The following is a 14578-nucleotide window of genomic DNA, read 5'->3' as shown; positions in this document are numbered from 1 at the left end:
ATATAAGCTAAGTATATTTCAATAAAGTTGTGTATTCTAGCAAGGCCTCTGCTAGGACACAAGTACTAAACTATAATTATAGTTAATATTTTGCTCAGTCCTGAAATGAGATAATTTACAAAGAAGCTTATAAATTAACCAGTTTATGTAAATAACTAACAATTTATTTGCTTAATTATTGTTTAAAACACAAGGTATTAATTAAGGCTATTTAAATTTTTAGCTAATAAACGCTTCACTTTAAGCGTTTTAGTGTCACTTAATTCACCTAATCCTATAAACTGTGCCTGATGATTGTGCAAACGCACACAGCCATTCTCTATATTAGTATCTATGTTCGTGAGCACTTTTCCCTGTCGTAAGTGTAATTCTTGGTAATCATCAATAGTAAGAACTGGCAAATACTTAACTGCATATTCACAGGGGATTAGGCAGTTTGCTAATGAGTCAGAATCAAGGAAAGTTAAGTCGCTCAATTCATACATAGGCTTATCTTTAAAATGATCGATATAAACTCTATGCAGCTGAGTTAAATGAGCATATACACCTAATTTTTCTCCAATATCCTCAACTAAATTGCGGATATAAGTACCCTTACCGCAATGCACTTTAATAGTAAAATATTGGCCATCGAAAGCAAGCAACTCAATTGAGAATATATTTATTGGTCTTGCTTCTCGCTCTATAGTTATTCCAGCACGTGCAAACTTATAAAGCGGTTGCCCTTTAAATTTCAGTGCTGAATACATAGAAGGTACTTGCAGCGTTGCACCAACAAATTGGTTAATAATTTTCTCTAATGCTTGCTTTTGAACTATATAAGTATCAACAGCTGCGATGATTTTCCCCTCAGCATCGCTTGTATCTGTTTTAGCACCTAATAAACCTGTGGCTATATAGACTTTATTATCACTTAATAAATACTGACTAAATTTAGTCGCTTCGCCAAAACAAATAGGTAACATACCAGTAGCGAGCGGATCTAAGCTGCCCGTATGACCTGCTTTCGTTGCTTTAAAGAGGTGTTTTGCTTTTTGCAAAGCAATATTAGAAGTAATTCCTTGCGGTTTATTTAAAAGCAATATTCCGTCTACTGGCCTCTTAGCTTCATTCAGGCTCATGATCTTGGCGGGGCAAATTGACATCATCAATAAGCTTACTTAGGCGCCGGCCATATTCTATTGATTCGTCATAGACAAAATGCAACTGAGGGACAGTGCGTAAATTTATCGTACGTGCTAGGGCTGTTCTTAAATAACTAGCTGCAGTATTTAAAATTTGCGCTGTTTGTTCGATATCACTGTTTAAAACAGTGAAATAAACTTTTGCATGTCCTAAATCAGCAGAGACTTTTACTGCTGAAATAGTAACAAAAGCGGGCATGCGCGGATCTTTAATCTCTTGCTGAATAATCTGTGATAGCTTGCGCTGAATCATTTCTGCTATGCGATCGGTGCGCTTAAAGTTATTACTCATAAATCTCGCTTGATTTCTACTGTCTCAAATACTTCAATTAAATCACCCACTTTAACGTCGTTATAATTTTTAACACCTATACCACATTCAAAACCTTGGCGCACTTCAATAACGTCATCTTTAAAGCGTCTTAGAGATTCTAACGTACCTTCATAAATAACAACATTATCACGTAATACGCGGATAGGGTTGTTTCTTTTTATTGTACCCTCTGTAACCATACAGCCTGCAATAGCACCTAATTTAGGTGAGCGGAAGACATCCCGTACTTCGGCAATGCCAATAATTTCTTCTTTAAATTGAGGTGCGAGCATTCCTGATAGTGCACCCTTGACTTGATCAACAATGTCGTAAATAACACTATAATAATGGAGAGAAACAGACTCTTGCTCAGCAAGTCGTTTAGCACCACTATCTGCACGAACATTAAAGCCTATAAGAATAGCATTGGAGGCAATAGCAAGATGTACATCAGACTCAGTAATACCGCCAACGCCGCTTGCAACAATTTGTACCTTTACTTCTTCATTAGATAACTTAACTAAAGCATCAGCAATAGCTTCAACTGATCCCTGTACGTCGGCTTTGAGTACAATACCAAGCACCTTAGTCTCAGCCATAGCCATATTCTCAAAAATACCTTCAATACTTGACTTTTGTCGGCGTGCCAATTTTACATCTCGGAATTTTCCTTGGCGGAACAAAGCAACTTCTCTAGCTTTCTTCTCATCAGTAACGACAACGGCCTCATCACCAGCATGAGGAATAGCAGATAAACCTAGTACCTCTACCGGAATTGATGGACCAGCGCTGTCAATTTGCGAACCATTATCGCTAATCAACGCTTTGACACGGCCATATTGAAAACCAGCTAATAATATATCACCTTTATGGAGCGTGCCATTTTGCACTAATACAGTCGCAACAGGCCCTCGTCCCTTATCAAGCCTTGATTCAATGACAACACCTCGAGCAGCGCCATCTGTATGCGCTTTTAATTCTAATACTTCTGCTTGCAGTAATACAGAATCGAGAAGCTCATCAATACCCATACCTGTTTTTGCAGAAATATTGACAAACATTGTATCACCGCCCCATGATTCAGGAATAACCTCATAGTTGGACAGTTCATTCATTACTCGCTCAGGATCGACATCAGGCTTGTCCATTTTATTAATGGCAACAATCATAGGAACTTTCGCAGCTTTAGCATGTTGCACTGCCTCAATAGTTTGAGGTTTTACACCATCATCACCAGCGACTATCAAAATAACAATATCAGTTGCCTGTGCTCCGCGGGCGCGCATTGCAGTAAATGCAGCGTGGCCGGGGGTATCTAAGAAAGTAATATTTCCTTTAGGCGTGCTTACATGGTATGCACCAATATGTTGAGTAATACCACCTGCTTCACCAGCAGCAACTCGAGTGCGGCGAATGTAATCAAGTAATGAAGTTTTACCATGGTCTACGTGGCCCATAATAGTAACTACTGGTGCACGAGGCTCTTGGTTACTACCTTGTGTTAAAGTATTACCTAAATCCTGTTCAATAGCATCTTCTTTAAGCACTTTTGGCCGATGTCCCATTTCCTCAACAACAATAACAGCTGTATCTTGATCAATCACTTGGTTAATTGTTGCCATAGCACCAAGGCCCATCATAACTTTGATAACTTCCGCTGCTTTAACCGACATCCGTTTAGCTAACTCAGCGACAGTAATTGTTTCAGGGATAACCACATCACGAATTACAGGTGCAGTAGGCATAGCAAAACCATGCGTTAAGGCTTCTTCTGCTTCACGATATTTTTCGGATTTTTCACTACCTTTACGTTTTTTCGCTTTATTTCGCTTAAAGCGAACCTGTCCATGTTCATCCTCAATTTGAGGCGGTTGATATTTATTTTTCTTTTTACCTTTTTTCTCAGGTTTATCACTTTCTTCATAGTCAAAGTGCTTTTTCTTAGACGCTTTTTCTATTTCCGTCTTTGTAGTGACCAACGCTGGATCTTTTACAAATAATTTAAGAGCCAAATCATCTTCTAGCTCTAACTCTTCTGTACTTGTTTCATCCATCTTATTAGAAGTAGTTTCAGTGTCTTGCTCCTCATCACTGGCTAATTGTTGTTCTTCAACGCTAGGCGCTTCTTCTTCAGCTATATTGGTATCAGGGGCTTCAGCTGCTTCAGAAGATGTAGTTGAAGCAACTTCACCTATATTTTCTGCTTCAGCCTCAGTAGGCGGAGCCGTTAAATTATCTTCTAGCATGGAATCTGTAGCTTGCTCTTGTTGTATACCTTCATTAGCGCTGAGTTGCTCTTTTGTAGGTTGCTCTGGTAACGCTGAGCGTTTTACATACGTTTTCTTTTTTCTAAATTCAACATTTACTGTTTTAGATTTGTGAATATCATTACCTACAGGTATCTGTGTTAAGCTTTTGCGTTGCAAAGTAAAGCGCTCCGGTGTAGTACGTATATCACGTTTACCACTGCTTTTTAAATAATTTAGCAAGATTCGCTTTTGGTCTTCATTTACTGTTTGAACGTCATCAGTAAATGATAAACCCGCTTCCTGCAACTGGTTCAATAAACGCTCAACTGGAATTCCCACAACTTGAGCCAATTGTTTAACCGTTACATCCGCCATATTCATGATCCTCGTTCAGCAATTATTTCATCGCTTATGTTCATATTTTTTGCCTGTTGTTGCATTATAGAATAAGTAATGAACAACATGCTTTAAAACCTTAATAACTAACTGCAAATTTAAAGATAAGATCCTCGATTTATTTTAGTTTAATTTTAAGCTGTCATTTTAAAAGCAATTTAATTATATAAATTTCTTATGACGCAGCCTAAATTTATCAAAGTTAAGATTAGATATTTAACTCGTAGTTAAATATCTAATCTTTCTTTTTAACTTCAAACCTTTTAAATTCCATACAGGTTTTTCAGTCTTTATGTTAGTACAATTTCTATCCTTTTAAAGGAACCAAGGCTCCCGAGCTTTCATAATTAAAGCACCGGCCTTTTCCTCAGTCATTCCTGGGACATCTAATAATTCATCTACAGAAAGCTCAGCTAGCTCTTCGATTGTATTAATTCCTTTTGAGCGTAAACTAGAAGCAATATCCTCTGTCATTCCTTCTAAAGTCAGTAAATCACTACTTGAGGAATCTGATGTATTATTTCCAGATGTTAATGCTTGCGTTAATAAAGTATCATTAGCACGATTTCTTAACTCATCAACAATTTCCTCATCAAATTCTTCGATAGCTAAGAGTTCTTCTTTCGGTACGTAAGCAATTTCTTCAAGAGAAGAAAAGCCATGAGTCACTAATAGCGTAGCTAATTCTTCGTCAATATCTAGTGCTGAGGTAAATAAATTAATACTTTTTGATGTTTCTTCTTGATTTTTATTATTAAATTCTTCGACTGTCATGACATTAAGCGTCCAGCCCGTAAGCTGACTAGCTAATCTTACATTCTGACCGTTACGGCCAATAGCTTGTGATAGTTGCTCTTTCTGTACGGCTAAATCCATCGTATGAGTATCTTCATCCACAACAATCGAGGAAATCTCTGCAGGCGCCATTGCATTAATCACTAATTGAGCAGGATTATCATCCCACAGAACAATATCAACTCGCTCACCACCTAATTCACTTGATACCGCTTGTACTCGAGCACCACGCATGCCTACACAAGCGCCCACAGGATCAATTCGTCCATCATTCGTCTTAACAGCAATTTTAGCTCGTACACCAGGCTCACGAGCAGCTGCCTTAACTTCAATAATATTTTCACCAATCTCTGGTACTTCAATTCTAAACAACTCAACAAGCATCTCATTACGAACCCGGCTAACATAGAGCTGTGGGCCCCTAGCTTGCGGAGTAATATCATATAAATAGGCCCGAACTCTATCATTTGTTCTAAACATTTCATTAGGGAGCATTTCTTGCCGTGGTAAAAATGCTTCTGCTTTACCACCTAGATCAATAATGATATTGTCCCGAGTAACTTTTTTAACTGTACCATAAACGAGCTGTCCTAATTTACTTCTAAATTGATCAACAACTTGTTGCCTTTCAGCTTCTCGTACTTTTTGAGTAATAACTTGTCGCGCAGTTTGAGCAGCAATTCTACCAAATTCAATAGAGGGCATTGGCTCTTCTAATGTATCGCCGACTTGAATAGATGGTGAGCGCTCTTTAGCTTCACTTAATGAAATCTGACCCTCTGTCGATTCAAGTTCATCGTCCGGAACAACTTCCCAATAACGAAATGTCTCATAATCACCGGTTCGGGGATCTAATTTAACACGAACATTAATATCAGCTACTGATAATTTGCGGGTTGCCGATTCTAACGCGGACTGAATAGCTTGCAATACTACCTCTTTGCTTACCCCTTTCTCATTGGATAATGCCTCAGCAATTAATAGCACTTCTTTACTCATTCTTGGCCTCACTCGCCTATCAAATTTGCTTTTATAATTTGGGAAAACTGCACTTCATATTCTTCACCGTCCGCGTTTAAGATAAACGTATCTTCATTTACAGACTGGATTGTCCCTGTTACCGTACGTTTACCTTTGATAGGTTTATGAAGTTTCAACTTTATATCATAACCTATATATTGTTGATAATGTTCTTTATCAAATAAAGGGCGCGGAATGCCAGGTGATGAAATTTCTAAATTGTAATGTCCTTGAATTGGATCTTCGATATCTAAAAGTGCACTTACCTGCTTACTTACTCGTTCACAATCCTCTATATTAACGCCATTTTTCTTATCAATATAGATTCTTAACAACGAATATTTGCCTTGTGATAAATATTCGCAGCCCCATAATATGTAGCCTAATTGATTTACTAAAGGCTCTATTAAATCTTGAATATCCTTTCTAATCATAACATACTCAATTTACAAAGTATTTGAATAAACTACCTAAGGCTTAATTCCAGATTAACTTTACTTAGTAATCCTTAGTCAGGCAAACAACCTATCTTTAATACTCTAATTTGCTAATAGTAAAATTTTCTCTGTGGGTGTAAAAATATCCAATATTAAAAGTTATTCATTATGAATAGTTATCGGCTTGCATCACTTGAATATCAATAATTCAATAAAATTCATGTCAAAATGCAAGGAAGATGACTACCGACTAATTTTAATTATTAAATATATCTTTAAATTTTATTTAGTAGCCGGTCACATTAATAACGCAAAGCTTAAATCCTAACTAAGCAAATTAGGTAGAATCTGTTTAACCTCTATACGTCGAGCTAACTTATACATAATAAAAAACCCCATAAATGGGGCTTTCAATAGTGGTAGCGGGGGCAGGATTTGAACCTACGACCTTCGGGTTATGAGCCCGACGAGCTACCAGGCTGCTCCACCCCGCATCAACTGAGGCAATTATAAGCATGCATCCAAAATATAGCAAGTTTTTTTTATTAGACTTCTTCGGAAACTCGCTACAGAGAGTGCAGTGCGAGAAGACACGGCGCGCAGAACCGGAGTGTACAACATGAGTACATGAGGATTCGAGCACCGTATTGACGAAGCAATGCGCCTCTGTAGTAGAGTTTCCGAAGAAGTCTATTATTTCCTATACTGTAAAGGCATTGATACAAGCATTGATTAAGCCGGAAGGAAATATACCTAAAAATAAAAGAGACAAACAGTTTAGGGAATAGATAAAAGTAGATGATCTTGAGAAAAATACCTCGGATGTTTCAGCAGGCTCATCAAAATACATGAATTTCACAATCCGAATATAATAGTAAGCACCTACTACAGCAAAAATTAACCCTAATACGGCCACCCACGTCATACCGACGTCAATTAACGCTTTTAAAACAAGTAATTTTGTAAAAAAACCTACCGTTGGCGGAACGCCAGCCATTGAAAACATCACAATTAACATCATAAATGCTAGCCATGGATTACGCTTATTTAGTCCTCGTAAATCATTTACTTCTTCAATTTCAAAGCCGTTTTTTGAAAGTAAGACAATAAACCCAAAAGCAGCAATCGTCATTAAAGAATACACAAGAATATAATAGGTTGCTGCAGCATAACCTGCCGCACTGCCAGCCAATATGCCAAATAATGTGTAACCAACATGCGCAATGGCTGAATAAGCAAGAAGTCGCTTAATATTAGTTTGACTCACAGCGATAAAATTACCTATTGCTGTAGATAAAAGGGCCATAACTAAAATCACTTGTTGCCATTGGGGAGCCACATTAACTAAACCAATAGTAAGTAGCCTTAAGGCCATCCCTAACGCAGCAATTTTAGGTGCAGAACTAATAAACAGAGTTACTGAAGTGGGCGCCCCTTGATAGACATCGGGTGCCCACATATGAAAAGGTACAGCAGCTAGCTTAAAGCCTACTCCTACAATAATAAATACTAAGGCAAAGGAAATAAGCATATGTTGCTGATTCCAATTAACGGCGATAGCATTAGCAATATCAAGTAGATCTAATTTGCCAGTAGCACCATAGAGGAGAGAAAACCCATAAAGTAGCATGCCAGAAGCTATCGCGCCCATAATAAAATATTTTAAAGCAGCCTCAGCAGCATCGCTATCTGTTCTTCTTATAGCTGTCATAGCATAAAGAGGTAAAGATAATAATTCTAACCCTAAATAGATAGTCAATAGTGAATGAGCTGAAACAAGTACCATCATTCCTAAAGTCGAAAATAAGCCAAGAATATAGTAGTCACCTGCTGGCATTTGGCGCTCATCAATATAAGCACTTGAATAAACAAAACAGATAAATGCACTAATTGCGATAAAAATTTTCATCAACTGGGCAACATCATCACTAATAAATAAACCATTTAAAATAAGAATTTTAAAGTTTCCAAGCAACATAAAGCTAGTTAGTGCAGCTAAAGCGAGCCCAATTAAGCTAATTGATAAAGTGATATTTTTATAATGGTGCCTAAAAAATAAATCAGCTAACAAAGCAATCGATGCAGTGATTAAAATTATTATTTCGGGGAAAGCAAAATTAAGGTTATCGAGTAGTGAAATCATGTAATTAACCTGCCATTATAATTTAGATTTATCAGCTTGGGCCAGTGTGTAACTGACAGATTGGTGCACGTAATTAAGTATCGGCTTTGGATAAATGCCCATTGCTAGAACCATCAATGCCAGTAACACATAAGCACTTAACTCAAAACCAGATAAATCTTTTAAAGCAGCAACTTTCTCATTTGCCACTCTGCCAAATATCACTCGTTTGTACATCCATAAGGTATAAGCTGCGCCAGTAATTAGGGTTGTTGCAGCCCAGAAAGCAATCCAAAAATTAGCTTTGATGCTCCCAAGAATAATCATAAATTCACCTACAAAGCCCGAAGTTCCTGGTAATCCCGCATTAGCCATAGCAAAAAGCATGAAAAATGAAGCAAAAATTGGCATTGTATTTACAATTCCACCAAAATCCTTCAACTGTCTAGTATGCATACGGTCATAGAGATACCCAACACCTGCAAACATCGCGCTTGAAACAAAGGCATGCGAAATCATTACAACAATAGCGCCCTCAAGGATTAAACCTGCATTGGCTAAACCGGAATGGCTGGCAATTGCATAGATAGCAAAACATCCTAGCGTTACGAATCCCATGTGTGAAATAGAAGAATAAGCAATTAACCGCTTCATATCTTTTTGAATAATTGCAATTAGCGCAATATAGACAACTGCTATTAAAGATAAAGCGATCATGACTGGCGCAAAATAACGACAAGCGTCAGGTACAATAGGAAGCGCGAAACGAATAAATCCATACCCACCTAACTTAAGCAAAATCGCTGCTAACACAATTGATCCACCCGCTGGGGCCTCAGTATGTGCATCAGGAAGCCAAGTATGAACAGGAAACATTGGTATCTTAATTGCAAAGCCGAGAAAAAAGGCGATAAAAATTAATAATTGTGCTGTCATAGTCAAGTTAGCAGCATAAAGCATTTCAATTTTAAAAGAACCTGCTTGAAATCCAAGATAAATAAAAGAAGCTAGCATTAAAACTGAACCTAAGAAGGTAAAGAGGAAAAATTTTATTGCAGCATAAACTCGATTATCAGAACCCCAAATACCAATAATAAGATACATGGGTATAAGGGTTGCTTCAAAGAAGATATAAAATACAATTGAGTCTGTCGCTGAAAATACACCGACTAAGAAGCCTTGCATAATCAAAAACGCAGCTAAATACTGACCTACGCGTTTATGAATGCTGTCCCACGTTGCTAAAACAACAATTAAATTAGTAAAAACGCTAAGTACAATCATTATCAATGATAAGCCATCAATACCGAGGGTATAATTAATACCAAAAGCAGGCAACCAAGGTAATTCTTCTACATATTGCATACCAGCTAAATTAGGATCAAACCCAATTATTAAAGGAATACAAAGAATTAAGGTTAGCAAAATAGTAAATAATGCTAAAAAGCGAGAATTATTTGGGTTTTTATCATCACCAGTCAAAAATACAAATATTCCGCCAATAATAGGTAACCAGATTAATAAATTAAGCAAATAATGCATTTCCTCACCTTCTATTAGCCAAGTAACAACCAGCATAAAAAGACAAACAGACCCAATACCATGACAGTAGCGTAATGATATAGATACCCACTTTGCAGCGCACGTCCTTTTCCAGCGACCCAGCGTACCATACGACCAGTCCCATTAACAAAGAAACCGTCAATTAAAGTTTGATCGCCACCTCGATAAAATAGGCGTCCTAGCGCCCTAGAGCCACGTACAAAAACTCTATCGTTGAATGTATCAAAGCCATATTTATTTAAAAGCAGCTTATAAACTCCTGAGAATTTCTTTGCCAAGACCGCAGGCGTATTTGGAAAAGCAATATAACAAAGCCATGCTAGGAAAATACCAGCTAAAGTGACCCAAAAAGTAAGTGTTAGCGGAGAATGAATTGCACTCATTAAGGGCGATGTTACTTCATGCGCTAACTCAGCTAATACATTGTGCTCTGGTAAAACAAATAATGATTTGTCTAAGAGTGAGGGTCTATTAAACAGTATGGGCATATACAATATATAACCAATAATCACTGAAGGGATAGCCAGAAGAACTAAAGGTATCCATACAACAGCTGGTGATTCACTCAGGTGTGACCATGTATGATCATCCATACGCGGCTGACCATGAAATGTCATAAACAAAGCACGAAAAGTATAAAGTGCTGTAACCATAGCGCCTAGAGTAACGCAAAAATAAGCATAGCGCGCGCCTGGGACAGTGGCCAATTTAGCTGCTTCAATAATCGTATCTTTAGAATAAAACCCTGCAAAAGGGGGAATAGCACATAAAGCAAGGCTGCCTATAATAAAAGTCACATAAGTAATTGGCATTTTTCGCCACAAGCCACCCATCTTACGCATGTCTTGCTCATGGTGCATGCCGATAATAACTGAGCCTGCGCCTAAGAATAATAATGCCTTAAAGCAAGCATGAGTTAACAGATGAAATATACCAGCACTATAGGCTGAGGCGCCCATAGCAACCATCATATAACCTAATTGGGATAAAGTTGAATAAGCAACAACGCGCTTAATGTCATTCATAACAATGGCAAGAATACCGGTAAAAAGAGCACCAGTAGCACCAATAATTAAAACAACACTTAGCGCAGTATTTGAAAATTCAATCATGGGCGAAATACGAGCAATCATAAACACGCCAGCAGTAACCATGGTAGCAGCGTGAATGAGCGCAGAAATAGGCGTAGGGCCTTCCATCGATTCAGGCAACCAAACATGCAACGGTACTTGTGCTGATTTACCCATTGCACCAATAAACAGTAGGATACAGATTACTGTAAGTAATGACCAACTATAACCACTATAAAGCTGAATAGATTGGCCAGCTAAAAACTTAGCACTTCTAAAAACGGTTTCATAATCTAAACTGCCTGTATAGGCAAGAATTAATCCTATACCTAACACAAAGCCAAAGTCACCAACCCGATTAACTAAGAAAGCCTTTAAATTACCTTCTATAGCTGACTCTTTTGTATACCAGAAACCAATAAGCAGATAAGAAACTAAACCTACGCCTTCCCATCCAAAGAACAGTTGAAGAAAATTGTTAGCTGTTACTAACATTAACATCATAAAAGTAAATAGCGAGATATAGCTAAAAAAGCGTTGATAGCCGTCATCATCAGCCATATAGCCAATACTGTAGATATGCACAAGCAAGGATACAAATGTAACGACTACTAGCATCACAGACGTGAGAGGATCAATAAGAAAACCAATATGAAAAACATAAGGAAAAAAAGCGCCACCACTCGCCCATGTATAAAGATTGGCGTTCAAGTCATCAGCTTGACCAGTAAAAATAGCCGTAGCTACGATAATAGATAAAATAAATGAAATACCAACACCAGCAATGGTTACGGTGTGAGCACCAACACGCCCAATTTGATTACGAAAAAACCCAGCAACCATTGAGCCAATAAGCGGAGCAAGAACAAGTAAAAGACATAGTTGTTGAATATGCACGTTATTAACCTTTTAAATGATTCATTTTATCGATATCAATGTTGCCTCGATTTCTATAAAGCAACACAACAATAGCTAAGCCAATTGCGGCCTCAGCAGCAGCAACGGTTAAAATAAAGAAAACGAAAACTTGACCTGCTATTCCATTATAATAATGGGAAAAAGCAATAAAATTTGTATTGACTGCTAAGAGCATTAATTCAATGCAAACAAGAAGAAGAATAATATTCTTTCGATTTAGCATAATGCCAACTAAACTTAGGCCAAATAAAAGGGCAGCTAAGATTAGGTAATGATTAACTGGTATCATGAGTTTTCCTGCTACTTATTTTTCAGATTTTAGCGAAACAAGTCTAACCCTATCCTCAGGTCGAGTCATAATTTGTTTTTTAATATCTTGTCTTTTCGAACGTATAATACCACGGTGCGCTAATGTTATAGCTGAAATAATAGCAACCAGTAAGAGAACTGCTGCTAACTCAAACGCTAAGACATAATCAGTATAAAGAACCATGCCTATCTGTTCTGTATTTGACAATCTTTTCGCCAGCGCGCTTACATCTGCTATATTATGTAAATCAATAGGCTGAGCGGCAGGTACAAATGGCGCGACAGCTTGCGTGTACCATGTATCCGGTAAAACAATTAGCAATAACCCAACAAGTAGCGCAACTAAAATCATGCCAAATGGCAAGTACCTAGCAAAGTGTGACTTTAGCGACTCTGTATCAATGTTTAACATCATAACGACGAACAAAAATAGGGTCATAACCGCGCCTACATAAACTAATACTAAAATTAACGCTAAGAATTCTGCCTCTAATAAAATCCACAGTACTGAACTTGCAAAAAATGTTAAAACGAGAAACAAAACACAACGAACAGGATTATTTTGTGTAATGACCATGATTGCAGAGAACAAAGCAAGCGCTGCAAAGACGTAAAAAATTACTTGAACTAATAAATTTCCCATCATTACCCCATTATCGCCATTCTTTATCAGCTTCCCGATCGGAAGCGAGTCTTTTTTCCATCAAATCACCAATGGCCAAGAGCTTTTCTTTTGTCATAATATTTTGGCCACGCTCACTAATATGGTAATGCTGTATAGGTGTTAACACGATTGAATCGACAGGACACGACTCTTCACACAAACCACAATAAATACATTTAAAGGCATCAATATCATAGCGCGTTGTACGTCTTGAACCATCTGCCCGTTCTTCAGACTCAATCGTAATGGCCAAGGCAGGACAAACAGCTTCACATAATTTGCAAGCTATACAACGCTCTTCACCATTTGGATAGCGTCTTAGCGCTAACATATGCCCACGAAAACGGGGAGAAATTGGCGTCGCTTCTTCGGGAAATTGGATAGTTACTTTTTTCTTAAAAAAGTATTTTCCTGTTAGTTTTAAACCCGCCAATATATCTAGGAGTAGAAAGCTACGAATATAATATTTTATGACTCGGTATATGTTTTTCATTAATTTACTCAGTTACTAATTAAACCACGGTTTTAGCTGTGCCAATACCATTAAAGCAGTAACAATAACCCATACAATAGTTACAGGAATTAAAACTTTCCAGCCCAAACGCATTAATTGATCATATCGATAGCGAGGAAGTGTGGCACGTACCCATAGATAAACAAAAAGAAAAAATGAAATTTTTATCAACAACCACACAAAACCTGGAACCACATAGAAAATATCGCCTAAAATTGGAATACCTTCAAAAGGTGACAACCAACCGCCTAGGAATAGAAGCGAGATTACTGTTGAGATTAATACCATACTTGCATATTCTGCTAAGAAAAAAATCATAAAGCCCATACCAGAATATTCAACATGGAAACCCGCTACAATTTCTGACTCTCCCTCTGCTAAATCAAACGGCGCACGGTTAGTCTCTGCGAGAGCTGCAATCCAAAAGATAACAAACAGAGGAAACAAAGGCACAAACCACCAATGCCAAATTCCACCTTTTTGAGAGAGAACAATATCAGTTAAATTCATACTACCAGCAGCAAGTAATACGCCTACAAAAGCAAATCCCATAGCTATTTCGTAGGAAACAGTTTGTGCTGCACTTCGTAGAGAGCCAAACATTGCATATTTAGAATTAGATGCCCAACCAGCAATTAATACCCCGTAAACTGCCAAAGAGCTTAGGGTAAAGATAAGTAAGACGCCAGCGTTTATATTGGATAAAACAAGTCCTTGGCTAAAAGGTATCACAGCCCACCCAGCAAGCGCCGGCGCTAATGCAAATAAAGGCGCAATAACAAATAAATATTTATTAGACTTATTAGGAACTACAATTTCTTTGTGTATCAGTTTAATTAAATCAGCAAAGGGTTGTAATAATCCTTTTAGTCCAACACGATTAGGGCCCACACGCGCTTGTATGTAACCAATAACTTTACGCTCTGCAAAAGTTAAATAGGCTACAACGAGCAATAATGGAACTACAATAACTAGGATTTTAATAATAATCCAAATCAAAATGCTAATATCATGAAGCATGTTC

The 14578-nt window shown here is 37.6% G+C and carries 11 protein-coding genes, 1 tRNA gene and 2 pseudogenes; all 14 read right to left on the bottom strand.

The window, feature by feature from the left end:
* Positions 1-197 precede the first annotated feature (197 nt).
* Complete coding sequence (gene truB, locus ACQUW5_RS04945; RefSeq protein WP_444990103.1) at positions 198-1121, bottom strand: tRNA pseudouridine(55) synthase TruB; 924 nt, start codon at positions 1119-1121, stop codon at positions 198-200.
* A complete protein-coding gene (gene rbfA, locus ACQUW5_RS04940; protein WP_444990102.1) occupies positions 1108-1476 on the bottom strand; it encodes a 30S ribosome-binding factor RbfA in 369 nt (122 codons plus the stop codon). The genes truB and rbfA overlap by 14 nt, the downstream gene beginning before the upstream one ends.
* Positions 1473-3458, bottom strand: a pseudogene (infB, locus tag ACQUW5_RS04935) (translation initiation factor IF-2); the annotation flags it as partial. The gene rbfA and the pseudogene infB, both read right to left, overlap by 4 nt.
* 338 nt (positions 3459-3796) lie before the next feature.
* Positions 3797-4121 (bottom strand): annotated as a pseudogene (locus ACQUW5_RS04930) (translation initiation factor IF-2 associated domain-containing protein); the annotation flags it as partial.
* Positions 4122-4457: 336 nt separating this feature from the next.
* Positions 4458-5936 (bottom strand): transcription termination factor NusA, encoded by a 1479-nt coding sequence (gene nusA / locus ACQUW5_RS04925; RefSeq protein ID WP_444990101.1) that lies wholly within the window; start codon positions 5934-5936, stop codon positions 4458-4460.
* An 8-nt stretch (positions 5937-5944) separates the two neighbouring features.
* Positions 5945-6391 carry a ribosome maturation factor RimP gene (gene rimP / locus ACQUW5_RS04920; RefSeq protein WP_444990100.1) on the bottom strand — a complete coding sequence of 149 codons (447 nt, stop codon included), beginning with the start codon at positions 6389-6391 and terminating at the stop codon, positions 5945-5947.
* A 420-nt stretch (positions 6392-6811) separates the two neighbouring features.
* Positions 6812-6888: transfer RNA gene (locus ACQUW5_RS04915), tRNA-Met, on the bottom strand.
* 206 nt (positions 6889-7094) lie between these two features.
* The gene (nuoN, locus tag ACQUW5_RS04910; protein WP_444990099.1) at positions 7095-8537 is read right to left on the bottom strand and encodes an NADH-quinone oxidoreductase subunit NuoN; all 1443 of its coding nucleotides are present in this window, start codon (positions 8535-8537) and stop codon (positions 7095-7097) included.
* Positions 8538-8552: 15 nt separating this feature from the next.
* A complete protein-coding gene (locus tag ACQUW5_RS04905; protein ID WP_444990098.1) occupies positions 8553-10058 on the bottom strand; it encodes a complex I subunit 4 family protein in 1506 nt (501 codons plus the stop codon).
* 14 nt (positions 10059-10072) lie between these two features.
* On the bottom strand, positions 10073-12046 hold the full coding sequence (nuoL, locus tag ACQUW5_RS04900) for an NADH-quinone oxidoreductase subunit L (RefSeq protein WP_444990097.1): 1974 nt from the start codon (positions 12044-12046) through the stop codon (positions 10073-10075).
* Between the two features lie 4 nt (positions 12047-12050).
* Entirely contained in the window at positions 12051-12356 is a 306-nt protein-coding gene (gene nuoK / locus ACQUW5_RS04895; RefSeq protein ID WP_444990096.1) for an NADH-quinone oxidoreductase subunit NuoK, read from the bottom strand.
* Between the two features lie 15 nt (positions 12357-12371).
* Positions 12372-13019, bottom strand: a complete 648-nt coding sequence (locus tag ACQUW5_RS04890; protein WP_444990095.1) for an NADH-quinone oxidoreductase subunit J — start codon at positions 13017-13019, stop codon at positions 12372-12374.
* Positions 13020-13029: 10 nt separating this feature from the next.
* A complete protein-coding gene (gene nuoI / locus ACQUW5_RS04885) occupies positions 13030-13533 on the bottom strand; it encodes an NADH-quinone oxidoreductase subunit NuoI (RefSeq protein ID WP_444990094.1) in 504 nt (167 codons plus the stop codon).
* Positions 13534-13548: 15 nt separating this feature from the next.
* Entirely contained in the window at positions 13549-14574 is a 1026-nt protein-coding gene (gene nuoH / locus ACQUW5_RS04880; RefSeq protein WP_444990093.1) for an NADH-quinone oxidoreductase subunit NuoH, read from the bottom strand.
* Positions 14575-14578 lie beyond the last annotated feature (4 nt).

Source organism: Legionella pelazae, from assembly GCF_052527395.1.
The sequence above is the reverse complement of the archived record's forward strand: the minus strand, read 5'-3'. Positions and strand labels throughout refer to the sequence as shown.

Coding starts and splice junctions, on each gene's coding strand:
- truB (WP_444990103.1), bottom strand. CDS start 1,121: ATGAGCCTGAATGAAGCTAAGAGGCCAGTAGACGGAATATTGCTTTTA.
- rbfA (WP_444990102.1), bottom strand. CDS start 1,476: ATGAGTAATAACTTTAAGCGCACCGATCGCATAGCAGAAATGATTCAG.
- nusA (WP_444990101.1), bottom strand. CDS start 5,936: ATGAGTAAAGAAGTGCTATTAATTGCTGAGGCATTATCCAATGAGAAA.
- rimP (WP_444990100.1), bottom strand. CDS start 6,391: ATGATTAGAAAGGATATTCAAGATTTAATAGAGCCTTTAGTAAATCAA.
- nuoN (WP_444990099.1), bottom strand. CDS start 8,537: ATGATTTCACTACTCGATAACCTTAATTTTGCTTTCCCCGAAATAATA.
- ACQUW5_RS04905 (WP_444990098.1), bottom strand. CDS start 10,058: ATGCATTATTTGCTTAATTTATTAATCTGGTTACCTATTATTGGCGGA.
- nuoK (WP_444990096.1), bottom strand. CDS start 12,356: ATGATACCAGTTAATCATTACCTAATCTTAGCTGCCCTTTTATTTGGC.
- ACQUW5_RS04890 (WP_444990095.1), bottom strand. CDS start 13,019: ATGGGAAATTTATTAGTTCAAGTAATTTTTTACGTCTTTGCAGCGCTT.
- nuoI (WP_444990094.1), bottom strand. CDS start 13,533: ATGAAAAACATATACCGAGTCATAAAATATTATATTCGTAGCTTTCTA.
- nuoH (WP_444990093.1), bottom strand. CDS start 14,574: ATGCTTCATGATATTAGCATTTTGATTTGGATTATTATTAAAATCCTA.